Annotated in this window: 20 protein-coding genes; 8 read left to right on the forward strand and 12 right to left on the reverse strand. The window is 71.4% G+C overall.

What is annotated here, in order from left to right:
* Positions 1-26: 26 nt before the first annotated feature.
* A complete protein-coding gene (gene glgB / locus AOM46_RS17080; protein WP_062212310.1) occupies positions 27-2,201 on the forward strand; it encodes a 1,4-alpha-glucan branching enzyme in 2,175 nt (724 codons plus the stop codon).
* A gap of 7 nt (positions 2,202-2,208) precedes the next feature.
* On the opposite strand, the gene AOM46_RS17085 is transcribed toward glgB, so the two are convergent.
* Positions 2,209-3,426 carry an amidohydrolase gene (locus AOM46_RS17085; protein ID WP_062212313.1) on the reverse strand — a complete coding sequence of 406 codons (1,218 nt, stop codon included), beginning with the start codon at positions 3,424-3,426 and terminating at the stop codon, positions 2,209-2,211.
* Between the two features lie 139 nt (positions 3,427-3,565).
* On the opposite strand from AOM46_RS17085, the gene AOM46_RS17090 reads away from it, so the two are divergent.
* The gene (locus tag AOM46_RS17090) at positions 3,566-4,117 is read left to right on the forward strand and encodes a Uma2 family endonuclease (protein ID WP_267887806.1); all 552 of its coding nucleotides are present in this window, start codon (positions 3,566-3,568) and stop codon (positions 4,115-4,117) included.
* Between the two features lie 9 nt (positions 4,118-4,126).
* On the forward strand, positions 4,127-5,041 hold the full coding sequence (locus AOM46_RS17095; protein WP_062212320.1) for a serine/threonine dehydratase: 915 nt from the start codon (positions 4,127-4,129) through the stop codon (positions 5,039-5,041).
* Between the two features lie 747 nt (positions 5,042-5,788).
* Here the strand turns inward: AOM46_RS17095 and AOM46_RS17100 are convergent.
* Complete coding sequence (locus AOM46_RS17100) at positions 5,789-6,814, reverse strand: ATP-dependent 6-phosphofructokinase (protein ID WP_062212323.1); 1,026 nt, start codon at positions 6,812-6,814, stop codon at positions 5,789-5,791.
* 228 nt (positions 6,815-7,042) lie between these two features.
* On the opposite strand from AOM46_RS17100, the gene pta reads away from it, so the two are divergent.
* The 3 genes from pta to pyk all read left to right on the forward strand — a co-directional run bounded on the left by pta (position 7,043) and on the right by pyk (position 11,875).
* Positions 7,043-9,184 (forward strand): phosphate acetyltransferase, encoded by a 2,142-nt coding sequence (gene pta, locus AOM46_RS17105; RefSeq protein WP_062212326.1) that lies wholly within the window; start codon positions 7,043-7,045, stop codon positions 9,182-9,184.
* The gene (locus tag AOM46_RS17110) at positions 9,181-10,383 is read left to right on the forward strand and encodes an acetate kinase (RefSeq protein ID WP_062212329.1); all 1,203 of its coding nucleotides are present in this window, start codon (positions 9,181-9,183) and stop codon (positions 10,381-10,383) included. The genes pta and AOM46_RS17110 overlap by 4 nt, the downstream gene beginning before the upstream one ends.
* Positions 10,384-10,444: 61 nt before the next feature.
* Entirely contained in the window at positions 10,445-11,875 is a 1,431-nt protein-coding gene (gene pyk / locus AOM46_RS17115) for a pyruvate kinase (RefSeq protein ID WP_062212332.1), read from the forward strand.
* 74 nt (positions 11,876-11,949) lie between these two features.
* Here pyk and AOM46_RS17120 read toward each other — a convergent pair whose 3' ends face one another.
* From AOM46_RS17120 to AOM46_RS17150, 7 genes are all read right to left on the reverse strand, one after another.
* On the reverse strand, positions 11,950-13,341 hold the full coding sequence (locus tag AOM46_RS17120) for a hypothetical protein (protein WP_067226302.1): 1,392 nt from the start codon (positions 13,339-13,341) through the stop codon (positions 11,950-11,952).
* Entirely contained in the window at positions 13,331-13,888 is a 558-nt protein-coding gene (locus AOM46_RS17125; RefSeq protein ID WP_062212337.1) for a DUF6114 domain-containing protein, read from the reverse strand. Before AOM46_RS17125 ends, AOM46_RS17120 begins: the two co-directional genes overlap by 11 nt.
* Positions 13,889-14,001: 113 nt before the next feature.
* Positions 14,002-14,616 carry a DUF6230 family protein gene (locus tag AOM46_RS17130; protein ID WP_062212340.1) on the reverse strand — a complete coding sequence of 205 codons (615 nt, stop codon included), beginning with the start codon at positions 14,614-14,616 and terminating at the stop codon, positions 14,002-14,004.
* A 468-nt stretch (positions 14,617-15,084) separates the two neighbouring features.
* Positions 15,085-16,050: a tetratricopeptide repeat protein gene (locus tag AOM46_RS17135; RefSeq protein WP_062212343.1), complete on the reverse strand. Its 966-nt coding sequence runs from the start codon at positions 16,048-16,050 to the stop codon at positions 15,085-15,087.
* A 52-nt stretch (positions 16,051-16,102) separates the two neighbouring features.
* Entirely contained in the window at positions 16,103-17,812 is a 1,710-nt protein-coding gene (locus AOM46_RS17140; protein ID WP_062212346.1) for a methylmalonyl-CoA mutase, read from the reverse strand.
* A 92-nt stretch (positions 17,813-17,904) separates the two neighbouring features.
* On the reverse strand, positions 17,905-18,240 hold the full coding sequence (locus tag AOM46_RS17145) for a DUF3817 domain-containing protein (protein ID WP_062212349.1): 336 nt from the start codon (positions 18,238-18,240) through the stop codon (positions 17,905-17,907).
* An 18-nt stretch (positions 18,241-18,258) separates the two neighbouring features.
* The gene (locus AOM46_RS17150; RefSeq protein ID WP_062212352.1) at positions 18,259-18,786 is read right to left on the reverse strand and encodes a MarR family winged helix-turn-helix transcriptional regulator; all 528 of its coding nucleotides are present in this window, start codon (positions 18,784-18,786) and stop codon (positions 18,259-18,261) included.
* 152 nt (positions 18,787-18,938) lie between these two features.
* Here AOM46_RS17150 and AOM46_RS17155 point away from each other — a divergent pair, with 152 nt between their 5' ends.
* On the forward strand, positions 18,939-19,991 hold the full coding sequence (locus AOM46_RS17155; protein WP_078856930.1) for a glycoside hydrolase family 6 protein: 1,053 nt from the start codon (positions 18,939-18,941) through the stop codon (positions 19,989-19,991).
* 18 nt (positions 19,992-20,009) lie between these two features.
* On the opposite strand, the gene AOM46_RS17160 is transcribed toward AOM46_RS17155, so the two are convergent.
* From AOM46_RS17160 to AOM46_RS17170, 3 genes are all read right to left on the reverse strand, one after another.
* On the reverse strand, positions 20,010-22,016 hold the full coding sequence (locus tag AOM46_RS17160) for a kelch motif-containing protein (RefSeq protein WP_062212356.1): 2,007 nt from the start codon (positions 22,014-22,016) through the stop codon (positions 20,010-20,012).
* Positions 22,013-23,881, reverse strand: coding sequence for a glycosyltransferase family 2 protein (locus tag AOM46_RS17165; protein WP_078856904.1), 1,869 nt, complete (start codon positions 23,879-23,881; stop codon positions 22,013-22,015). The genes AOM46_RS17160 and AOM46_RS17165 overlap by 4 nt, the downstream gene beginning before the upstream one ends.
* A gap of 93 nt (positions 23,882-23,974) precedes the next feature.
* A complete protein-coding gene (locus tag AOM46_RS17170) occupies positions 23,975-24,319 on the reverse strand; it encodes a DUF3817 domain-containing protein (protein ID WP_062212359.1) in 345 nt (114 codons plus the stop codon).
* Between the two features lie 161 nt (positions 24,320-24,480).
* On the opposite strand from AOM46_RS17170, the gene AOM46_RS17175 reads away from it, so the two are divergent.
* Entirely contained in the window at positions 24,481-24,957 is a 477-nt protein-coding gene (locus tag AOM46_RS17175) for a MarR family winged helix-turn-helix transcriptional regulator (protein ID WP_062212362.1), read from the forward strand.
* Position 24,958 lies beyond the last annotated feature (1 nt).

Genomic DNA, 24,958 nt, shown 5'->3' on the forward strand with positions numbered 1-24,958 from the left:
CAGCCCGCCCGAAGGAGACCCGCACCGTGAACCTGTCGGCCGAGGACCGCGCCCTGCTGCTCGAAGGGGCGCACTACGATCCGCACACGCTGCTGGGGGCGCACGCCGTCCCGAAGGGCACCCTCTTCCGCGCGCTGCGCCCGTTCGCGCGCCGCGTCCTGGTGCGGCGCCCCGGGGAGGCGGACGCGGCCCTCACCGATCTCGGCGACGGGCTCTTCGGCGCGGTGCTGCCGGGCCCGCCACCGGCCGAGTACCAGCTGGTGGTGGCCTACCGGAACGGCGACGAACAGGTGGTTCGCGACCCCTACGGCTTTCTGCCCTCGCTGGGCGAGCTGGATCTGCATCTGATCGCCGAGGGCCGGCACGAACGGCTCTGGGAGGCGCTCGGCGCCCGCCCGTTGACCCACCAGGGCGTCGCCGGCACCCGGTTCACCGTCTGGGCCCCGAACGCACGCGGCGTGCGGGTCACCGGGGACTTCACCCACTGGGACGGCACCGCGCTGCCGATGCGCTCGCTCGGCTCGTCCGGCGTCTGGGAGCTCTTCGTACCCGGCGTGGACGCCGGGGCGCTCTACAAGTACGACGTGCTGGGCGCGGACGGCGCGCACTCCCTGCGCGCGGACCCGATGGCGCTGCGCACCGAGTGCCCCCCGGCCAACGCGTCGATCGTCCACCGCAGCTCCTACGCCTGGGACGACGCCGCCTGGCTGGCCTCCCGCGCCGACCGCCCGGCGCACGCCGCGCCGCTCTCCGTCTACGAGCTGCACCCGGCGTCCTGGCGGCCCGGGCTCGGCTACCGCGAGCTGGCCGAGGAGCTGCCGGCCTATGTCGCCGACCTGGGCTTCACCCATGTCGAGCTGATGCCGCCCGCCGAACACCCGTTCGGTGGCTCCTGGGGCTACCAGGTCACCGGCTACTACGCGCCGACCGCCAGGCTGGGCGGTCCTGACGACTTCAAGCTGCTGGTGGACGCGCTGCACCGGGCCGGGATCGGGGTGCTGATCGACTGGGTGCCGGCGCACTTCCCCAAGGACCCCTGGGCACTGGCCCGCTTCGACGGCACCCCCTGCTACGAACACCCCGACCCGCGCCGCGCCGAACACCCCGACTGGGGCACCCTGGAGTTCGACTACGGGCGCCCCGAGGTGCGGAACTTCCTGGTCGCCAACGCGGTCTACTGGTGCGAGGAGTACCACGTCGACGGGCTGCGGGTGGACGCGGTGGCGTCCATGCTCTATCTCGACTACTCGCGCCCCGAGGGCGGCTGGCTGCCCAACGCGCACGGCGGCCGGGAGAACCTGGACGCCGTGTCCTTCCTCCAGGAGATGAACGCCACGGTCTACCGCCGCTGCCCCGGCGTGCTCACCGTCGCCGAGGAGTCGACGGCCTGGGACGGCGTCACCCGGGCCACCGAGCACGGCGGTCTCGGCTTCGGCTTCAAATGGAACATGGGCTGGATGCACGACACCCTGCTCTACCTCTCCAAGGACCCGGTGCACCGCGCCTGGCACCACCACCAGATGACCTTCGCCATGGCCTACGCCTACTCGGAGAACTACGTCCTGCCCATCTCCCACGACGAGGTGGTGCACGGAAAGGCCGCGCTGGTCTCCAAGATGCCGGGCGACTGGTGGCGCAGACGCGCCGATCTGCGGGCCTATCTGGGCTTCATGTGGTCCCATCCCGGCAAGCAACTGCTGTTCATGGGCCAGGAGTTCGCCCAGGGCGCGGAGTGGTCGGAGACCGAGGGCCCGCAGTGGTGGGTGCTCGCCGACGACTATGTGGCGGCCGGCGACCACCGGGGCGTGCGGGATCTGGTGCGCGAGCTGAACCTCCGCTACCGCGCGCACCCCGCGCTCTGGGAACGGGACACCGTGCCCGACGGCTTCACCTGGGTCGCCGCCGACGCCGCCTCGGACAATGTGCTGGCGTTCCTCCGCTTCGCCGCCGACGGCACCCCGCTGCTGGCGATCTGCAACTTCTCCGCCGTGGTCCGCCACGACTACCGGCTCGGGGTGCCGGGCCGGGTCAACGCCTGGCGGGAGACGCTCAACACCGACGAGGCCCGGTTCGGCGGCAGCGGCGTGGGCAACCCCGAACCGCTCAAGACCGAGTCGACACCCAGCCACGGACATCCGGCGAGCATCACCCCCACCCTGCCGCCGCTGGCCACCCTCTGGCTCACCCCGGCACCCGCGTAGCCGAGAGTCAGCGCGACTCGCGGTAGAAGGCGTCCAGCACCTCGCCCCGGCCCGCCCCGGTGTCGTAGCGGTACACCTCCCGGCCCTCGACAAAGACCGTGAGCGCCCGGCTCATCACGTCCAGCGGATCGCCCGACCAGATCACCACGTCCCCGTCGAGCCCGGGCCTGAGCGCGCCGACCCGGTCGTCGAGGCCCAGGATCTGCGCCGGGTTGGTGGTGATGGTGGCCAGCGCCCGGTCCCTGTCCAGGCCCTCCTTGACGCACAGCGTGACCTGGTGCACCAGGAAGTTGATCGGCACCACCGGATGGTCCGTGGTGATCGCCACCTTCACCCCCGCCCGGTCCAGGATCCCCGGGTTGGCCAGCGTCCGCTCCTTCAGCTCCACCTTGCTGCGGGTGGTGAAGAGCGGCCCGGTGATCACCGGGATGCCCCGCCGGGCGATATCGTCGGCCAGCAGATGCCCCTCGGTGGCGTGGTTGATCACCAGCCGGTAGCCGAACTCGTCGGCCAGCCGCATCGCGGTGGCGATATCGTCCGCCCGGTGGCTGTGCTGACACCACGGCAACGAACCGTCCAGCACCGCGAGCAACGTCTCCGACGTCAGATCCCGCTCGAAGGGCTTGCCCTCCTCCTCGGCGTGCGCCTTGCGCGCGCGGTAGTCCTGCGCGGCGGTGAAGGCGTCCCTGATCACCGCCGCGGTGCCCTGCCGGGTGGAGGGCAGCGTCTTCTTGTCCCCGTAGACCCGCTTGGGGTTCTCCCCCAACGCGCTCTTCACACTGGCGGGTTGACGGATCACCATGTCGTCGACGGTGCGGCCCCAGCATTTGACGGCCACGGTCTGGCCACCGATCGGGTTCCCCGAGCCCGGCTTGATCACCGCGCTGGTGACGCCGCCGGCCAACGCGTCACCGAAGCCGACATCCGCCGGGTTGATGGCGTCCAGGGCCCGCATCCTGGCCCCGTTGGGGTCGGTCATCTCGTTGGTGTCGTTGCCGGCCCAACCCTCACCCTCCTCGTGCACGCCGATATGCCCGTGCGCCTCGACAAACCCCGGCAGCACCCACCGGCCGGCCGCGTCGACGGTCCGCACCCCGTCGGGCACCGTCACCTCCGCGTCCGGACCCACGGCGGCGATCCTGCCGTCCACCACCAACACCGTGCCCCCGTCGATGGGAGCGCCGTCCACCGGCACCACATAGCCGGACCTGATCGCGATATCCATGGTCGGTGAACCTATCCCACCCCCGGCGCGCGCCCCCGGGCGCACACCAGTTGAGCTGGCAGAATCGATTCTGGCGCCAACGACCGCTTCTGGAATCGGGGTAGGGCCCATGGCCGAGAGGGCGAGGGGGAAGAACAGCATGACCCTGCTGGATCTTGCCGAAACGGTGTACCGGACCATGCCCGGCTACCGCCCGGAGGTCGTTGGAGGAAGACTCGTCGTGAACCCGCCCGCAGACGGTCGGCATGCCGACGCGTTGACCAGTCTCACCCTGGCGCTTGCCGTGCTGCACGGCCAGGAGACCCGGCTTCACCAGGCACGGGGCCTCTGGCTCCCCGGTGGAGACGACTATGTCGTTCCGGATCTCTCCATTGTGGACGCCGACTACGAACGGCATCTGGTGGCGTTCAACTGCTATGCGCCACATGTGTTTCGCCTGGTCGTGGAGATCACCTCCAGCAACCACGGCAGCGACACCGTGGACAAACCGCTCGCCTACGCACGGGCCGGCATCCCCGTCTACCTCATCGGGGACCGCCGCAACCGGCGGGTCAGCCTGCTGACCGACCCACGCGACGGGGAGTACCGCACGCGGTCCACCTATCTGTCCGGCGAGAGCTTTGTGCTGCCGGAGTCCGTCGGCGCCAAGGTCGAACTGGCCGCGGACATTCTGCTGGGGCCGCCTGCCTAGAGTGGCGGGATGTTCGGATATGACGAGGTAGCGGCGGCGGCCGGGCGGATCGACGGGCAGGTGCGGCCCGTGGTGCTCGCGCCCGGCGGTGAACGGCTGTGGTTCGCCCTGGAGTTCCTTCAGCACACCGGCTCCTTCAAGGCCAGGGGCGCGCTGAACTTCACCGCCGCCCAGCGGGCGGCCGGCCGGCTGCCGGCCGCCGGTATCGCCATCGCCTCCGGCGGCAACGCCGGGCTCGCCGCCGCCTGGGCCGCCGGCCGACAGGGCGTGCGGGCCACGGTGTTCGTGCCCACCACGGCCCCGCCGGTGAAGGTGTCCGCGCTGCGCGCCCTGGGCGCCGAGGTGCGAGGGATCGGCGTGGAGTACGCGGAGGCCGCCGAGGCGTGCGCCGCGTTTGTCGCGGAGAGCGGCGCGGTGGGCTCGCACGCCTACGACCACCCGCTGATCGCCGCCGGCGCCGGCACCCTGGTGGACGAGATCCTGGCCGCGCGCCCGACGATCACCACGGTGGTGGTCTCGGTGGGCGGCGGCGGTCTGCTGGCCGGCGTGGCCACGGCGGCCGAGGCGCGCGGCCTGCGCGTGGTGGCGGTGGAGCCGGAGGGCTCCCGCGCGCTGCACGCGGCGCTGGCCGCCGGCACGCCGGTTGATGTGCCGGTCTCCTCGGTGGCCGCCGACTCCCTCGGCGCCCGCCGCGTCTCGGCGGACGCGCTGCGCGCGGCCCAACGGCCGCATGTGCGCTCGGTGTTGGTGACGGACGAGGCGATCGTCGCCACCCGCCGCCGGCTCTGGCACGAGCACCGCGTCGCGGTGGAACACGCCGCCGCCACCGCCCTCGCCGGCACCCCCGCCCCCACCCCCGCCGAAGAAACCTGCACCATCCTCTGCGGCGCCAACACCACCCCCACCGACCTGGCGACGGCGTAGCCGCGACGGCGGCACAGCCGCACCCAGAACCACTCCCCCGCTGGCGGCGACTGCGCCGCCCCCACGGCGGAAGCAACAACCGGCGGGCACGCCGGACTTTCACCGACAACCGGGACGAACGACTGCGCCTGCCCCGTACCGGATGCGACGACCCGCTGGCGCGCCGGCGGAAACGAACAGCCGACCCGCCACGCCGGCCACCATCGATCCGGCGGTGATCGCCTCCGGCGGGAAAGGCGCCGCCAGGCCCCACCGACAGCGGGGCCCGCTGACAGGAATGGCTCCGCCACCCCCACACCCCGGAAGCAGCAATCCGCTGGCGCGCCGGCCCCACCTGGGACACCGGGGGCACCGGGAGCAACCCGGCCAGCAACGGGCAGCCGACGCGCCACGCCGGCCTCCGCCTCCGGCGGGAAAGGCGCCGCCAGGCCCCGCGCCCTGAAGCAACAACCGGCGGGCGCGCCGGGACTCGGCCGGTACCGGGCACACTCTGCCGAGCGATCGGTGTCGGCTCCGCCGGCCCCGTGCCATCGGTGTCCGGGGAGCAGTCCGCAACAACAGCCGCCGGTCGGCGGACATCAGCCGGCCACGGCGGTCACAGCGGGGCCCGCTGATACGTCGGCTTCCCGCCGCCGGCAGGCACCCCGCCGCGGACACCCCAGCGGCCGAACCGCCGGCAGGCAACCCGCCGGCAGGCAACCCGCCGGCAGGCAACCGGCGGGCCCGGGGTCCCGCCAAGACCGTTCGTCAGAACACCGCTTCGGTCTCGTCCATCCGGTTCTGCGGGACCCGCTTCAGTTCGGCCGTGGCCTCGCCCAGGGGGGTCATCACGATCTCGGTGCCGCGCAGCGCCGTCATCTTGCCGAACTCGCCCCGGTGGGCGGCCTCCACGGCGTGCCAGCCGAAGCGGGTGGCGAGCACCCGGTCGTACGCGGTGGGGGTGCCGCCGCGCTGGATGTGGCCGAGGATGACCGGGCGGGCCTCCTTGCCGAGGCGCTGCTCCAGCTCGCTGGCCAGTCGGTTGCCGATGCCGATGAACCGCTCGTGGCCGTAGGGGTCGATCTCGCCGCGCTCGTACGGCATGGAGCCGTCGGCCGGGCGGGCGCCCTCGGCGACGCAGATGACCGCGAACTTCTTGCCGCGTTCGAAGCGGTCCTCGATCATCTTGCACATGTCGTCGACCTGGAACGGCCGTTCCGGGACGCAGATGCCGTGGGCGCCGCCGGCCATGCCGGCCTCCAGCGCGATCCAGCCCGCGTGCCGGCCCATGACCTCGACGACCATGACCCGCTGGTGGGACTCGGCGGTGGTCTTGAGCCGGTCGATGGCCTCGGTGGCCACGCCGACCGCCGTGTCGAAGCCGAACGTGCGGTCGGTGGCGGAGATGTCGTTGTCGATGGTCTTGGGGACGCCGACCACGGGGATGCCGGCGTCGGCCAGCATCTTGGCGGCGGTGAGCGTGCCCTCGCCGCCGATGGGGATCAGGGCGTCCAGGCTCAGCTTGTGCCGGAACGCCTCCGCGTTGTCGCAGGCCTCGCGCAGCCGTGCGCGCTCCAGGCGGCTGGATCCCAGGATGGTGCCGCCCCGGGCCAGGATGCCGCTGACCTCGTTGATGTCGAGTGTGCGGTAACGGCCTTCGAGGAGGCCCTTGAAGCCGTCCTCGAACCCGATCACCTCGTCTTGGCGATCCACCACGGCACGGTGCACAACCGACCGGATCACCGCGTTGAGGCCGGGGCAGTCACCGCCCGCAGTGAGAACTCCGATGCGCATGAGGACCGCTCTCCTTGCTTGGCGCTGGATGGGGTGGGGTGAGGGTGACCGGCCTCGCCTTCGGGGCCGACGGGATTGTTTCACGAGAGGCTGGCTGCCGACCAATGGCGCGGCACACCCCTCCCGAGGGCGCGCGCGGGCCGGCGCGCGCCCCCGTCCCACCCCGGGTTACGGTCGGGGCGGGGGCGGCGAGAGCGGTAGGAACCAGGCAGCTACGGAGGGGGAACGGTGACCAGCAGCGTGTATGTGACCGGTATCGGACGCGGTGACGGCCGCCAGCTGGTGGAGCTGGGGGTGATGGAGCTGCTGACCCGGAAGGTGGACCGGGTCGGGGTGTTCCGGCCGCTGGCCCACGAGGGGCGGACGGATCAGGTCGTCGAGCTGCTGCGCGCGCGGTACCGGCTGGCGCAGTCGGCGGCCGAGACGCGCGGCATGGGCTATCACGAGGCCGCGGCGCTGCTGGCCGAGCGCGGAATGGACGAGCTGGTGGCCCGGCTGGTGCGGCACTACCACCGGGTGGCCGAGGAGTACGAGGTGGTGCTGGTCCTCGGCAGCGACTACGCGGACACCCAGCTGCCCGCCGAGCTGACGCTCAACGCCCGGCTGGCCAACGAGTTCGGCGCCCCGGTGCTGCCCGTGGTGGCCGGCGTGGGGCAGGACGCGGACGCCATCGCCGCCGAGGTGCGCAACGCGCACAACGCGTTCGCCGCGCTGGGCTGCGATGTGCTGGCCATGATCGCCAACCGGGTGCCGGGGCGGGAGGCCCCCGCCGTGGGCGAGGCGCTGGGCGGGCACCTGCCGGTGCCGGTGTACGTGCTGCCGGAGGACGCGGCGCTGGCCGCGCCGACGGTGGCGCAGGTCAGGGCGGCGCTGGGCGCCGAGGTGGTGTTGGGCGACCACGCGGGTCTGGCGCGTGACGTGCGGGACTACGTCTTCGGCGGGGCCACGTTGCCCACGTTTCTGCGGGCGCTGACGGACGGCTGCCTGGTGATCACCCCAGGCGACCGGGCCGATCTGCTGGTGGGCGCGCTGGCCGCGCATTCGGCCGGTTCGCCGCCGATCGCCGGGGTGCTGTTGACGCTGGGCGAGCAGCCGGACAAGGAGACGATGGCGCTGGCCGCGCGGCTGTCGCCCGGCACGCCGGTGCTCTCCGTCGGCGCGGGTTCGTTCGGCACGGCCACCGAGCTGTCGGGCCTTGAGGGGCAGCTGACGGCGGCGACGCCGCGCAAGGCCGAGCTGGCGTTGGGGCTCTTCGAGAACCAGGTGGACACCTCGGCGCTGACCGAGCGGCTGTCGGTGGCGCGCGGGGACCGGGTGACGCCGATGATGTTCGAGCACGAGCTGATCGAGCGGGCCAGGAGCGACCGGCGGCATGTGGTGTTGCCGGAGGGCACCGAGGAGCGGGTGCTGCGGGCGGCCGAGGTGCTGCTGCGGCGCGGGGTCTGCGATCTGACGCTGCTCGGCGAGGAGTCGGTCGTCCGCCGGCGGGCGGCCGAACTCGGTCTCGATCTCAGCCTGTTGGGGGCGGACGAGCCGACGGGACGACCGGGCCCTGTGGCCCGGGTGGTGGATCCGGTCAGCTCGCCGCTGCGTGAGCGGTTCGCCGAGATCTACGCGGCGCTGCGGGCGCATCGGGGGGTCAGCGAGGAGCTGGCCTACGACGTGGTGTCCGATGTGTCGTACTTCGGAACGCTGATGGTGCGCGAGGGCCTCGCGGACGGGATGGTCTCCGGCGCCGCGCACTCCACGGCGGCCACCATCCGGCCGGCGTTCGAGGTGATCCGCACCAAGCCGAACGCGTCGATCGTCTCGTCGGTGTTCTTCATGTGCCTGGCGGACCGGGTGCTGGTGTACGGCGACTGCGCGGTCAACCCGGATCCGGACGCTGCCCAGTTGGCGGACATCGCGATCCAGTCGGCACACACCGCGGCCGAGTTCGGGGTGACGCCCCGGGTGGCGATGCTGTCGTACTCGACGGGCACCTCGGGTTCGGGTTCGGGCGTGGACAAGGTGCGCCAGGCCACCGAGCTGGTGCGCGCCGCGCGCCCCGACCTGCTGGTGGAGGGCCCGATCCAGTACGACGCGGCGGTCGAGCCCTCGGTGGCCGCGACCAAGCTGCCGGACTCGGAGGTGGCCGGGCAGGCCACGGTGTTGATCTTCCCGGACCTCAACACCGGCAACAACACCTACAAGGCGGTGCAGCGGTCCGCCGGCGCGGTGGCCGTGGGGCCGGTGCTGCAGGGGCTGCGCAAGCCGGTGAACGACCTGTCGCGGGGCGCGCTGGTGCAGGACATCGTGAACACGGTGGCGATCACGGCCGTTCAGGCCCAGGAGGCCGCCGCCCGTACCCGAAAGGACGCCTCGGCGTGAATGCCCGTTTGGTGCTGGTGCTCAACTCCGGTTCCTCGTCGTTGAAGTACCAGCTGCTGGACATGGCCGACGAGCGGCGGCTGTCCTTCGGTCTGGTGGAGCGGATCGGGGAGCGCGGGCCAGGCCGGCTGACGCACACCCCGGCCGCCGGGGAGCGCAGGGAGCGCGAGCTGCCGGTGCCCGACCACGCGGCGGCGCTGCGCGCGGCGGCCGACGAGCTGGCCGCCGACGGCCACGGCCTGGACTCCCCCGAGCTGGCGGCCGTCGGCCACCGGGTGGTGCACGGCGGTCGGCGGTTCACCGCGCCGACGCTGGTGGACGACGGGGTGGAGGCCGAGATCGAACGGCTGGTGCCGCTGGCGCCGTTGCACAACCCGGCGAACCTGGCGGGCATCAGGACGGCGCGGGCGCTCAACCCCGGACTGCCCCAGGTCGCCGTCTTCGACACGGCGTTCCACACCACCATCCCGGACCACGCGGCGTGTTACGCCATCGACGCCGACACGGCGGCCGAGCACCGGATCCGGCGCTACGGCTTCCACGGCACCTCGCACGCGTTCGTCTCCCGGCGCACCGCCGAGCTGCTGGGCCGGGAGCCGGCCGAGGTCAATGTGATCACGCTGCATCTGGGCAACGGCGCCTCCGCCGCGGCGGTGGCGGGCGGGCGCTGCGTGGACACCTCGATGGGGCTCACCCCGTTGGAGGGCCTGGTGATGGGCACCAGGTCGGGGGATGTGGACCCGGCCGTGGTGTTCCATCTGTCGCGGGTGGCGGGGATGTCGGTCGGGGAGATCGACGAACTGCTCAACTCCCGTTCCGGGCTGCTGGGTCTGTGCGGCGACAACGACATGCGGGAGGTGGTCCGGCGGATGGACGAGGGCGATCCCCGGGCGAGGCTGGCGTTCGACGTCTACATCCACCGGCTGCGTTCGTACCTGGGCGCCTACTTCGCGCTGCTGGGCCGGGTGGACGCGGTGGCGTTCACGGCCGGCGTCGGGGAGAACGCGACCCGGGTGCGAACGGCCGCCGTCAGCGGCCTGGACGGGTGGGGGCTCGCCGTCGACGAACGGCTGAACACCGCGCCCGGCCGAGGACCCCGGATCATCTCCCCGGAGTACGCTCGATGCGCGGTCGCCGTGGTGCCCACGGACGAGGAACTGGAGATCGCCATCCAGGCATTCGCCCTGGTCGGAAGCTGACCTGGGCTAGCCTGAGCCCGCAAATTATTCCACCATGGAACAAAACGATAGGATCGCTTCCATGCGCCGCTCCAAAATCGTCTGCACCCTGGGTCCCGCCGTCGACTCCTTCGACAATCTGAAGGCTCTCATCGACGCCGGAATGAACGTGGCCCGCTTCAACTTCAGCCACGGCAGCCACGAGGAGCACGAGGAGCGGTACCACCGACTCCGCAAGGCAACGGAGGACTCCGGCCGCGCCGTTGGTGTGCTGGCCGACCTCCAGGGCCCCAAGATCCGCCTGGAGACCTTCGCCAACGGCCCGGTGGAGCTGGAGCGGGGCGACGAGTTCACCATCACCACCGAGGACGTCCCCGGCGACCGTTCGATCTGCGGCACCACCTACAAGGGCCTGCCGGGGGACGTCTCCAAGGGCGAGACGATCCTGATCAACGACGGCAACGTCTCCCTCCAGGTGCTGGAGGTGGAGGGCCCGCGGGTGCGCACCATCGTCATCGAGGGTGGCGTCATCTCCGACCACAAGGGCATCAACCTGCCCGGCGTGGCCGTCAACGTCCCCGCCCTGTCCGACAAGGACGTGGAGGACCTGGAGTTCGCCCTCCGCCTCGGCGCCGACATGGTCGCGCTGTCCTTCGTGCGGAACGCGGAGGACGTGCGGGACGTGCACCGGGTGATGGACCGCGTCGGCCGTCGGGTCCCGGTGATCGCCAAGGTGGAGAAGCCGCAGGCGGTGGAGAACATGGAGGAGGTCGTCCTGGCCTTCGACGGGGTCATGGTGGCCCGGGGCGATCTGGCGGTCGAGTACCCGCTGGAGCAGGTCCCGATGGTGCAGAAGCGGCTGATCGACCTCTGCCGCCGCAACGCCAAGCCGGTGATCGTGGCGACCCAGATGATGGAGTCGATGATCACCAACTCCCGTCCCACGCGCGCCGAGGCGTCCGATGTCGCCAACGCGATCCTGGACGGCGCGGACGCGGTGATGCTCTCCGCCGAATCGTCGGTCGGCCGGTATCCGATCGAGACGGTCAAGACCATGTCGAAGATCGTGGTGGCCGCCGAGGACGAACTGCTCTCCCGTGGCCTGCAGCCGCTGGTGGCCGGCAAGAAGCCGCGCACCCAGGGCGGTTCGGTCGCCAGGGCGGCGGCGGAGATGGCGGACTTCCTGGACGCCCGCGCGCTGATCGCGTTCACCAAGTCGGGTGACACCGCGCGCCGGCTCTCCCGCTACCGGTCGTTGCAGCCCATCCTGGCCTTCACCACCGAGGCGGCGACCCGCAACCAACTCACCCTGAGCTGGGGCGTGGAGACCTTTGTGGTGCCGCTGGTCAACCACACGGACGAGATGGTGGAGCTGTGTGACGCCGAGCTGTCCCGGCTCAACCGCTACGAGACCGGCGACACGATGATCATCACCGCCGGTTCCCCTCCCGGGGTTCCCGGCACCACCAACATGGTCCGGGTGCACCACCTGGGCGGCCACGGCGGCGTCTGACCGTCGGAGAACCACATACGAGGATCCCCCGGCCCTTCGAAGGGCCGGGGGATCCTCGTATGTGGGGGGGCGGATCAGGGAACGGTGGGGCCGTCGGTCGTGGTGTAGATGTGCATGCCGGCCATGTTGAGGGTGCCGCCGAACTGCCCGGCCTGGGTCACGAAGACATCGGTGAAGTGCGCGATGGGCAGGTCGATCGGGGGCTGGTGCTCGGGGTCGAAGACCACCGGGATCACGCCGAAGAGATTGCCCTCAAGACGCTCGGTGTACATGGTCACCGTGCCGTCGCGGAAGGTGGAGTTGGAGCCCGGATCGGTCGCCACGTGGTAGCGCAGGCCGCCGGGGGCGTCCACGATCTGGTGCAGATCGCCGATGTCGAGCTTGTCGGCGGTGAACTTCAGCACCTGCTTGACGGTGCCGTTGGCGGTGGTCACGTTGACCACGCCGTGGTAGCTCAGCCCGCGCAGGGTGAGGTAGGAGGCGTCGAGGTACCAGGGCTCGTCGGGGAGGGTGAGCGCGGTGGCCTCGGCCACGCCGGGGACCTGCCGCTCCTCGGGGCAGGGGAACGGCTCCAGCCCGTCGTCGCCCGCGCCCTCCGCACCGGCCTCGCCGTCCTCCGGCTCCTGCTGCTGTTCGCCGCTGTCGGCGGCCGGTCCCGCCGGTTCGTCGATCTCCTCGGGCCGGCCGGGCTCGGGGTCGGCGGCGACGGTCGGCTCGGGGTCGGGCTCGGCGGCCACCCGCGGCTCGTCCGGCCCCTCGGGGCGGGCCGGCTCCTCGGGCTCCGCATCGGCGCGCTCGGCGGCCTGTTCGGGCGGCTCCTCCGGATCCCGGGCGGGATCCGCCAGTTCCTCCTCGGCCAGGGCCTCCTGGCGCGCCCGCTCCCACTCGCGGCGTTCGCCCGGGGTCAGCAGGTCGAGGATGCCCTCCCCCAGGTCCTCCAGGCCCCGCCCGAGGCCCAGCGGGTCCCACGGGTCCCAGCCAGGGCCCGGGTCCTCGTCGGCCGGCTCCTCGGGGTCCTGCTCCTCCGGGGGGTGCGGGGCCGTGTCGTCGGCGGGCGGCGGGGCCTCGTCCTGGCCCGTGCCCGGCTCGTCCGGTGGCTCCTCGGTCGGCGGATCCGCCGGCTGTTCGTCCGCGCCTCCGGACCCCTCGTCGGCCGGCTCCTCGTCTGCCGGCTCCTCCGTGACCCCGTCGGCGGGTTCGTCGGAGGCTTCGTCCGGTGTCTCCTCGGACTCCGCCGGCTCGTCGGGCATCTCCACGCACGCCCCGGGGCGGAACGGGTTCTCCGGCTGGGGCTCGGCCTTGGCCAGCGGGGAGGTGAATCCCATGCCCAGCAGCGCGGCCGACGGCATCGCCGCCAGCGCTATGGCCTTGCCGACCGGCATGTGCAACCGGCGCAACAGGGATCGACGCGGAGCGGCGTGCCGGGGCTCCTCGCCTTCCGTGGTCGCTATGTCATCAGTCGGCACGTTGGTTTCCCTTCCCCGGTTCCTCCCCGTGCGCCGGCGCGTCGCCGTCGAAGGAGGACAACGCGCTCCCGGTGCCGGGGGTGGCGACCGGCGGCTCCCGGTCTGCGTGATCGGCCCCGTCCAGGGCCGACTCGGCCGGTTCGGCGGGCTCACCCGGCAGCCAGGCGATGCTCATGCCGCCGCCCACCATCCCAAAGACAAAACCCACCAGAAAACCGCCGAAGTTGGACACGACCAGCGAGACCAGCGACAGCAGGATGGCGGCCACCCCGGCGAATATCCGCACCTGCGGCTGGAACCATATGGTCAGCCCCAGCACGACCAGCAGGATGCCGATGACCATCGACCCGGCGCCGGCCGTGGTGGCCATTCGGATGGTCAACTGCCCCAACGTGAGGTTGGCGTAGGGGAGATAGGCGATGGGGAGTCCGGCGATCATGGTGAAGAGCCCGGACCAGAACGGGCGGCTCCACCGGAAGTGACGGAACGCCAGCCTTCCGCGGGTGAAGAGCGAAAGGCTGGGCTCGACATCGGTGTTGGTGCTCACGGCACGTACTCCCCTAGGCGCGGTTCAGTAACGGGATGCACGATACGGCGGCGATCCCTGGGGCAGAGACACACCTCCGCCCTGCCCCAGGCGCGACTGTCAGGCGTGGACCCTCAGAAGCACTCGTTCTTGCCCCGCTGCACCGACAGGCTCAGGTCGGTGAGCTTGAAGGAGCCGGCCGAGGTGGCCCAGGCCGTCTGCCGGACGTCCTCCAGCAGGGCCCAGTCGGACTGCTGGGCGAACGACCCCGGCTGCGCACCCGATTCGGGGGTGGGTCCCTTGGTGGTGGAGCCGACGGCCACGCCGATGTCCAGGTCGCCGAACGTGGCGTCCCCGTTGAGCTGCACCAGGTCGATGAAGAGGTTCTCCGCCTCGACCGGGTTGTCCGGGTTGGTGCCGGCGCCGATCCTCACGGTGACATCCCCGAAGAACGGAACGGGAATGACCACCGACTGACAGAGGTTGGTGATGGTGGCATGGTCGAACGCCGAGACCACCACCGGCCTCTCCTCGCCGCCGGACGGGGTGACCAACGCCCCGTACTGGACGAACCCCTCGCCGTCGAGCTCGTCAAGGCTCACCTTGAACTGCTGACCCGACACGGCGAACGAGGCCGCGAGGGCCCCCTGGGCGAGGGCGACGCCTATCGCTGCGGTCGCGGCCACGCTCGGCACCATGACCAGACCGAATCGCCGCCATCTGGTGCCGCCGCGAGCCTGTGACTCCATGACTTCCTCCTTCTCGGACGAACATCTCCCCTGACCCCGACGTCGGTTGCCGCGACAGGCGCGGCAACCACCGGGCGGGAGAAGCGCCTTGCCACCGGCGACAACGCTCCGGCGGCAGCCACTGGCCGCGTGGGGAGCGGCCTTCCGGTGACGTGACACAGGCCCTGCGCTCGGGCGGGAACCCCCGCGCCACGGCCGACACGTGACCGAGTCGGCCCCGCCGATCGTGGTCTATCTCACGGCACGACACAAGAGGATCGTTACTTACCAGTAATGGAGATATGGCAGATCGAGGTAGATCACGCCCGCCCTCACACGGAGGGTGCAGGCCCCAAAACACCCCATAGAGCCCCCAAGCGCGACCAAACAATGAGTCGCGCAACGCACACATGACGCAATGTGACGGCGGTCACGATTACCAATTTTTAGTAAAACGTGACCGCCGGCAGCGTATGAGAGCGGTTTTGCTCAGAAGAGCACCCGGGCCAACGCGGCCCGGGCGGAGGTCACTCGGGGGTCGTCGGCGCCCAACACCTCGAAGAGCTCCAGCAGTCGGAGCCGGGCGGTGTTCCGGTCGTCGCCGGCCGTCCGGCCCACCACGCCGATCAACCGGCTGAACGCGTCCTCGACATGCCCGCCGACCAGGTCGAGGTCGGCGACGGCGAGTTGGGCCGTGACATCGCCGGCGTTGTCGGCCGCCGCCTTGCGCACCCGCTCGGCGTCCAGACCCCGCACCCGGTCGAGCAGCTTGGCCTGGCCGAGGCCGAGGGCCGCCTCCTGGTTCCCCGGATCGCCGGCCAGGACGTTCTCATAGGCCTGGATGGCGCCGGGCAGATCCCCGGCGTCGAGCGCCGCGTGTGCGGCGGCCAACGCCGGATCGGTCGGCGGCTCGGCCGGCTCGGCGGCCTGCGCCTCGACGGCGGCCTCCGGGTCGACCGGCTCCCCCACGATGCCGAACTGCTCCTCGGCGGCCTGGATCAGCTGGTCGAACACCTGCCGGATCTGCGGCTCGGGGGCCGCCCCCTGGAACAGCGGCAGGGCCTGCCCCGCGATCACCGCGAAGATGGCCGGAATGCCCTGCACGCCGAACTGCTGGGCGATCCTCGGGTTGGCGTCGACATCGATCTTGGCGAGGACGATCTTCCCCGCGTACTCCAGGGTGAGCCGCTCCAGCACCGGGCTGAGCTGCTTGCACGGCTGGCACCACTCGGCCCAGAGGTCGATGACCACCGGCACCGAGGCGCTGCGCTGGACCACCTCCTGTTCGAAGGTGGCCTCGTCGACGTCGATCACCAGGGGGACGGCCGCCGCCTGCCCGTCCGGCTGGGCCGCCCGCTGGGCGCGGGCCTGCTCGGCCTTCTGCTTGGCCTCCGCGGCGGCCTTGACCGCGGAGAGATCGACGGCTCCGCTCATGGACATGTTGCGTGGCTGCATGGCACCAGTCTCCCCCCTCGGGGAATCGTTCCGGAACGCGGTCCCGCCACGCTCAGAAGCCGGGCGGCTCCACATAGCTTCCCCACTCGTCGCGCAGCACTCCGCAGATCTCGCCAAGTGTCGCCTCGGCGCGGACGGCGGCCAGCATCGGCGCGATGGTGTCGCCCCCGCCCCTGGCCGCGGCGACCAGCTCGGCCAGCGCCCGCTCCACGGCCGCGCCGTCCCGCGCGGCCCTGCGCCGCCCCAGCTCGCGCACCTGGTCGCGCTCCACCTCGTGGCTGACCCGCAGGATCTCCAACTCGTCGGTGACGGACGCGGTGTGGCAGTTGACCCCCACCACCCGCTTCTCCCCCTTCTCCAGGGACTGCTGGTACCGGAAGGCGGACTCCGCGATCTGGCCGGTGAACCAGCCGTCCTCGATCCCGCTGAGCAGCCCCGAGGTCATCGGCCCGATGGGGTGCTCGGCCTGTCCCGAGGTGGCCAGGACGCGGCGGCCCCGTTCGGCGATCTCGGCGAAGATCCGCTCGGCGTCCCGCTCGATCCGGTCGGTCAGCCGCTCGACGTACCAGGAGCCGCCCAGCGGATCGGCGACCGAGGTGATGCCCGTCTCCTCCATCAGCACCTGCTGGGTGCGCAGCGCGATCTCGGCGGCGCGCTCGCTGGGCAGCGCCAGCGTCTCGTCCAACGCGTTGGTGTGCAGCGAGTTGGTGCCGGCGAGGATCGCGGACAGCGCCTCCACGGCGGTGCGCACCACGTTGTTGTACGGCTGCTGCGCGGTGAGCGAGACCCCGGCGGTCTGGGTGTGGAAACGCAGCCACTGGGCGCGCTCGCTGGTGGCGCCGTAGACGTCCCGCATCCAGCGGGCCCAGATCCGCCGGGCCGCGCGGAACTTGGCGATCTCCTCGAAGAAGTCGATATGCGCGTCGAAGAAGAACGAGAGCCCGGGCGCGAAGGTGTCGACGTCCATCCCCCGGCTCAGCCCCAGCTCCACATAGCCGAAGCCGTCGGCCAGCGTGTAGGCCAGCTCCTGGGCGGCCGTGGCCCCGGCCTCCCTGATGTGGTAGCCGGAGACGGAGAGCGGCTTGTAGGCCGGGATGCGCGCGGCGCAGAACTCCATCAGGTCGCCGATCAGCCGCAGATGGGGCTCCGGCGGGAAGAGCCACTCCTTCTGCGCGATGTACTCCTTGAAGATGTCCGTCTGCAGCGTGCCGTTGAGCACCTCGGCCGGCACGCCCTGCCGTTCGGCGGCCACCAGGTACATGCAGAAGACCGGCACCGCCGGGCCGCTGATGGTCATCGACGTGGTGACCTCGCCCAGCGGGATGTCGCGGAACAGGACCTCCATGTCGGCGGCCGAGTCGATGGCGACGCCGCAGTGGCCCACCTCGCCGAGGGCCCGCGGGTCGTCGGAGTCCCGTCCCATCAGGGTCGGCATGTCGAAGGCGACGGAGAGGCCGCCGCCGCCGTTGCGCAGGATGGTGCGGTAGCGCTCGTTGGTCTGCTCGGCGTTGCCGAAGCCGGCGAACTGGCGGATGGTCCAGGCGCGGCCCCGGTATCCGGTGGGGTAGAGGCCCCGGGTGAAGGGGAACTCCCCCGGCCAGCCGATGCGTTCGAAGCCGGCGTAGCTGTCCCCCGGTTCGGGGCCGTAGACGGGCTCGACGGGGTCTCCGGAGAGCGTGCTGAAATCGGCGTCCCTGGTGTGGGCCGCGTCGTACCGGGCCTGCCAGCGTCGGCGGCCCGCGGTGATGGCGTCAGCGTCCATGCGACCAATTTACTTGGACGTCCAACTATATGTCGAACGAAGAGCGGGAACTCCTCACCGGAACACCGGGAACGGGCCCCGGGCGGACGCCCTCAGGCGCTGACCGGCTCCTCGGAGTCCTCGTCCTCGACCAGCGCCTCGACCTCGGCCGTGACCCTGGGCTCGACGAAGAACGCGGCGAACGGGATGCTGCCGGCGACCAGCACCCACAGCAGCCTGCCGAACGGCCAGCGGGCCTTCTGCCCCAGGTCGAAGGCGAAGACCAGATAGATGATGTACAGCAGGCCGTGCAGCTGGGACACCACGAACGTCACATCGTCGCCGGTGTCGAAGCCGTACTTGAAGACCATGCAGGTACCGAGGACCAGCAGCATCACCGCGGTGACATAGGCCATGACCCGGTACCGGGTGAGCACACTCCGCTTCATGCCGGCGAGCCTATCGGGTCATTCCGGTCGTTCTTCGCCCGGGTCCTCGAAGTCCCTGGCGGCCAGCCGCAGCGGGCGAAGCAGCTCGAAGATGTCCTGACACTGCCCCTCGTCGTACACGCCGAGCCCGAAGTCCGCGGCCATCAGATCCCGCGTCGCCGCGTCGCAGACCTCGCGCCCCCGCTCGGTGATCGAGGCCAGCGTGCCGCGCCCGTCGTTGGGATTGGGCCGCTTGACCACAAGGCCCGAACGGACCAGCCGGTCCACGGCGTTGGTGACCGAGGTCGGATGCACCATCAGCCGCTCGCCGATCTTGGACATCGGCAGCTCGCCGGCCCGGCTGAAGGTGAGCAGCACCAGCGCCTCGTACCGGGCGAACGTCAGCCCGTACGGCTTCACCACCGCGTCGACCTCGGCCAGCAGGATCTGGTGCGCCCGCATGATCGAGGTGATCGCGGCCATGGAGGGGACGGAACCCCAGCGTCGCTTCCACAGATCGTCGGCGCGGGCGATGGGATCGAACGGGAGGCTGAGCGACTTCGACACGCCTGCGACCCTACCCGCTGGCCCGCGCGCCGGTACGGCCGTTCCGGTGACCCCAACCGGAACCGGGACGAGGTCCCGGCCGCCACCCCCGAACGGACACTCTCCGTCATGCCGCACCGACGGAGCGTTCCGCCCGTGGCACCATGACGCTCATGCCCGGCCCCCTCCTCGTGACGCTCCGCCGGCCTGCCCGCCGGCCCACGGTCGCCCTGGTCCTGTCCTCCCTGACGCTCACCCTGCTGGCGCTCGGCTGCTCGTCCGGCGGCGGCGAGGATCCTCCCGGCTCGGGCGCCGAGGGGCGCAGCACCCCGCTGGCCGAGGAGTCGTCGGAGTTCTGGGTCGATCCGGAGAGCCCGGCGGCCCGGCAGGTGCGGGACTGGGAGGAGTCGGGGCGGGCCGAGGACGCGCAGACGCTGCGCCGGATCGCGGACCGGCCGCAGGCCGTCTGGCCCACCGGGGAGGGTGATCCGGGCGGACAGGTGCGCGCGGTCGCCGAGGCCGCCACCGCCGAGGGCCGCACCGCCGTGCTGGTCGCCTACAACATCCCGCACCGCGACTGCGGCCAATACTCCCAGGGCGGCGCGGAGAGCGACGACGCCTACCGGCGGTGGATCGACGCGTTCGCCGCCGGCATCGGCGAGGCGGAGGCCCTGGTGGTGCTGGAACCCGACGCGGTGGCGCACACCCTGGACGGCTGCACGGCGCCGATGTACGTGCAGGACCGGTACGGGCTGCTCGCCGAGTCGGTCGAACGGCTCAAGCGCCAGCCGGGCACCCGGGTCTATGTCGACGCCGGCAACCCGGACTGGATCACCGACCCGGGGCGGCTGGCGCAGGCGCTGCGCGACTCCGGGATCGCCGAGGCGGACGGCTTCGCGTTGAACGTGTCCAACTTCCAGTCGCTCGAACGCAGCACCGAGTACGGCCGCGAACTGTCCGGGCTGCTGGACGGCGCGCACTTCGTCGTCGACACCAGCCGCAACGGCGACGGCCCCTGGGAGGAGGGCGGCGACGAGAGCTGGTGCAACCCGCCGGACCGGGCCCTCGGCACCCCGCCCACCACCCGGACGGACGACCCGCTGGCGGACGCCTATCTGTGGATCAAGCGGCCCGGCGAGTCGGACGGCGAGTGCCGGGGCGGCCCGGTGGCCGGCGAGTGGTGGCCGGAGTACGCGCTGGGGCTGGCGGAGCGCGCCACGGACTGAGGCTCGGCCGCCGCCCGTTCAGTCCCCGACCCGCACCCAGCTGGCCTCGGACGGGGTGCCGCTCTCGTCGGTGACGAAGACCATGTACCAGCCGGGCGGCACCAGGGACGGGTCCTCGGGCACCGTCAACGTGATCTCGCCGTCGCCGCGTTCCAGATCGAGCTGGATGGACCGCTGCTCCACGTCGGTGGTGTGGGTGACCGCGCTGGGGCGCATCAGCCGGGCGTTCTCGATCCGGCCGGCGTCCTCCGTCTCGTAGCCGATCTCCTCGCCGTACCCGACCTCCTCCGGCCCCTTGCCCAGCACCGGCCTGGTCTCCTCGCGCCCGTCGAAGAGATAGGGCGGGGTGAACACCTCGATCCGCTTCTCGAACTCGCCCATCCTGGTGTTGTCCCGGTCCCCGTAGAGCGGGTCGGAGCCGAACGTCGCCACCCGGCCGTCGGGCAGCAGCAGCGCCTCCGAGTGGTAGTTCCGCCCCACGGTGGGATCGGCCGCCGGCACGAACGCGTCGCCGGCCGGATCGTAGAACTGCGCCTTGAGCACGTCGCTGTGGCCGCGCCCCCGGTAGTCCGTCGAACCGCCCGAGGTGAAAACGGTGTCGTCGGGCATCAGCACGCTGCTGAGATAGCGGGTGCCCTGCGGCAGGCTCGGGCCCTCGCGGTAGGTGGGGTCCCGCTCGGTCAGGTCGACGATCGCGGTCCGCTCGGTCGACTTCTCGGACTCGCCCACGCCGCCCCCGCCCAGCACCATGAACCGCTGGTCCTGCGCCGGCGGCAGCAGCAGGGACGCGGACGTCTCCAGCTGGTCGGGATCGGAGATGCCGCCGATCTCCTCGAAGGTGTTCTCCTCCAGATCCCACAGGCCCGGCGTCCGGCCCTCGTCCGCGGGGCCGTAGCCGGCGTTGGAGCCGGTGTAGAAGATCTTGCCGCCCTGGGTGAGGAAGAGCGCCGGATAGGTCGGGAAGTACCGTTCGGGGCCCTCGGACCAGGTCTTGGTCTTCGGGTCGTAGATCTCGTTGACGCCCGGCACCACCTCGCCGACCTCGTCGAGTCCGGAGACGGTGAGCACCCGGCCGTCGGGCAGTGTGGTCAGCGTCGGGTACCAGCGGGCCTCGGCCATCGGGTCGACCGGGACATAGCGCTCGGCCACCGGATCGAACTCGTAGGCCACGTCGATGCCCTGGAAGTCCTGGTCCTCCAGGGTGAGTTGGTTGGCCAGACCATAGAAGTTGCGGGCGTCGTCGCCGGTCAGGCCGAGGATCTCGTACTGGGCCGGCTCGGTGGCCACGCCCTGCTCGCCCTCCTCCACCGCGGTGACGAAGACCCGCACCTCGCTCGCGGTGATCTCGATCTCGGGCTCGGCCGCTTCCTCCCCGTCGTCCCCCTCGTCCGCGGCCTCCCCCTCGGTGGCCGGCTCCGTCTCCTTCTTCTCGGCCGGCGGGACGGTGACCGTCGCCACGGTCTCGTAGAGCTGGCCGTCGGGGGCGCGCAGTCGGGTGCCCTCGGGGAACTCGCGCTTCTGGTCCGGGTCCTCGTTCTTGATCAGCATCGCGCCACCGGCGTGGGTGACGGCGTCCCCCAGCACCTCGTAGCGCGCGGTGCCGCCGGCCACCAGCATCCGGCCGTCGGGGAGCTGGGCGTGCCCGGCGCAGAACAGGTCGTCCGGCGTCCGCACCGTGGTGAAGGTGTTCTCCTCCGGGTCCCACAGGACGCTGTCGAAGGTGCCGGCGTCGAACTGGTCCTCGTTGTTGCCGGAGCCAGCGATCAGCAGCACCTTGCCGGTGTGCAGCAGGGCCGCGTGGATGGCGTTGGTGCGGAACTCCTCGGGGACGTCGACCACCTCCCAGGAGCCGTACCGCGCCTGGTACGCGGGCCTGGATATCCGGTACTCGTGCAGCCGCTCCTGGGCGAAGCTCACCGCGGCCGGCGCGTTCAGGCCCACCAGCAGCAGGGAGACGCCACTGCCCAGGGCGAGCTTCCGCAGGCGGGGGCTGGGGCGGTATCGGGTGCGTCGTGCGTGGCTCATAGGTCGGCTCCCACGGGACGTCGCGGCGGTCGCTCACCGCCTGGTTCGGTCGGGCGATCGTGGTCGGTCGGCGGCTCGGCGGGCAGCAGGGCCGGTCGGCGCACCGTGCCGAGGCGGGCCCACTGGCCCTGGGCGCGGTGTCGGCCCACGGCGCGTCGGCGCTGGTCGCGGCTGCTCCAGGCCCAGATGGCGGGGGGTGCCAGCGAGACGGCCAGGGCGATCACCGCCCAGGTGCGCATGGCCGCGTGGGTGTGGCCCAGCGCCATCGAGACCAGCAGGGCCACGGTCAGCAGCGCGGCCCAGCCCAGATGCCAGCGGAAAGTCGCCGGCTGGTCGGGGCTGGCGGCGCCGCCCTTGGGCGTGACCACAAAGGTCGACTTCCGGCACAGCAGCGTGTCCGCCAGTGAGCGCGCGTAGATCGGCGCGGAGAGCGCGGACATCAGCATCCCGGCGGTGCCGGAGGAGCCGGCCGGCTCGTGCGGCGAGACATTGTGCCTGCGGTTCCACACGTAGAGGCCGATCTGGAGCGCGGCCACATCGCTGTAGAGCATCAGCCAGACGGAGGACGAGACCTGCGTGCCCGAGGCGCCGAGGACCAGATAGAGCACACAGCCCAGGACGCCCAGCGTCCAGGTGATCGCGGCCATCGGGTAGAAGGCCAGCATCAGCGAGTAGTTGAGCAGGGTCCCGGGCCGGTGCGGGGCGCCACCCCGGCCGTACTGGCGCAGCAGCGTCTCGTAGGTCCCGCGCGACCAGCGCAGCTGCTGGGTGAAGAAGTCCGTCCAGGACGAGGGCCCCTCGCCGACGGCCAGCACGTCGGGGGTGTAGACGGACCGCCAACGGTTGCCGGTCTCCGGGTTGACGGTACGGTGCAGCTCGAAGCCGGTGGCCATGTCCTCGGTGACGGAGTCGCGCAGCCCGCCGATGGACCGCAGCGCCGAGATCCGCACCGCGTTGTTGGTGCCCACGAACATCGGGGAGCCGTAGCGGTTGCCGGCCCGCTGGATCAGCGCGTGGAAGAGGAACTGCTGGCTCTCCGCCGCCTTGGTGACCGGCCCGTCGTAGTTGCCGTACACCTGCGGGCCGACGACGAACGCCACGTCGGGGTCGCGGAAGTAGCCGAGCATCCGCTCCAGATAGCCGGGCAGCGGGACATGGTCGGTGTCCACGGAGGCGAAGATGTCGTAGTCCTCGCCGTGCGCGTCGAGCCAGGCGTTGTAGTTGCCGTGCTTGGTCCTCGCCCGGTGCGGTCCGCTCTCCTGGTTCCAGTGGGCGACGCCACGGCGGCTGAAGTGGTGCACATCGAGTTCGGCGCACATCTCGCGCGCGTCCTCGCTGTCGCCCTCGTCCAGCAGCCAGATGTCCAACGGGCCGACGTGCCGCAGCCGGGTGGCGCCCTCCAGGGTGGCCCGCACCATGGCGAGCGGTTCCTTGCCGGGGACATAGGTGGTGAGGAAGGCGACCCGGGTGCCCGTCTCGGGGAACACCGGGACGGGGTCCCGGGCGACCAGCGTGGCATGCGCCACCGAGACCACGTTGATCAGCCGGAACAGCTCGATCAGGGCGATGCACCCGAGCATCACGGCGTCGGCGACCAGCAGCCAGAGCGGCGCGTGGCTGCGCTCCGTCCAGTGGCTGGGCCAGACGAGCCACAGCAGCAGCACCAGGGAGAGCGTCGGCGCCAGCGTCATCAGCAGGGTGGCTCGTCTGCGGTGCGGCTCGCGCGTGATCAGGCCGCGGTACGCCACCCGGTACGCCGGGCCCGGCTCGGTGAGCGGGCCCGCGAGGCGGCTGAATCTCTCGTACTCATACCGCTCAAGCCACACGAAGTCCTCCGGATCGGAACAGAAACCCAAAGCCGACATATCAACGTCACGTCAGAAAGTGGGCTCTGTCGAACCGGAGCGGTCCGAGCGAGCGACCCGGGGTGCGCGGAGCACCCCGGGGAGACGCCTGGGTCAGGCGTTGACGACGCCCTCCTTGCGGGCCCGGGCGGCGATCACGGCGTCACCCTCGGAACGGCGCAGCCGCCGCTCGGCGAAGAAGCCGCCGACCGGCACCACGGACATCAGGAAGTACCAGGCGGCCGTCTTCAGCGGCCACTTGGCGCGGTTCCAGGCGTCGGCCCAGAACAGCAGATAGATGACGAACAGCGCGCCGTGCACGGCACCCAGCACGGGCACGGCGTTGAAGTCCGTGGTGCGCTTGAGCACCGAGCAGACCAGCAGCAGGAGGAAGGACACCGCTTCCGGCGCGGACACCAGACGCAGGCGGCGCAGGGCGGTGACGGTCTTGAGGTCCATGGAACGCGCTCTCTCGAAAGCTTGCGAAACTACAAACAGGGGTGAACAGGGACGAACAGGGGAGCCGGCGCATGTGAACGGATGCACAAGCATCGTCATTGTGGCAGCCCCGGGAACGATCAATGTCGGGGGGTCCGTGCCGTTCGTTAGGGTTCGGTCCCATGGACACCGACACTGGCACCCGCTGGCTCACCGAAGAGGAACAGCGGGCCTGGCGGACCCATCTGGAAGTCACCAGGCTGCTGGTCCACCAGTTGGAGCGGGATCTTCAGCCTTTCGGGCTGACCATGAACGACTACGAGATACTCGTCAACCTCTCCGAGTCCGACGGCCGCCGGATGCGGATGAGCGATCTGGCCGCCGCCACCCTCCAGTCCAAGAGCCGGCTGTCGCACCAGGTCACCCGGATGGAGAAGGCCGGGCTCGTGCGCCGGGAGCACTGCGACTCGGACAAGCGGGGGCTGTTCGCCGTCCTCACCGAGCACGGCTGGGACACCATGCGCGAGGTGGCCCCGCACCATGTGGCCTCGGTCCGCCGCCATTTCGTGGACCTGCTGGCCGCCGACGACCTGGCCGCCCTGGACCGCGCGCTGCGCCCGGTCGCCGACCATCTGCACCAGCGGCGCGGCAAACCCTAGG

The organism is Streptomyces sp. NBRC 109706 (genome assembly GCF_000974485.1).
Taxonomy (GTDB): domain Bacteria; phylum Actinomycetota; class Actinomycetes; order Streptomycetales; family Streptomycetaceae; genus Streptomyces.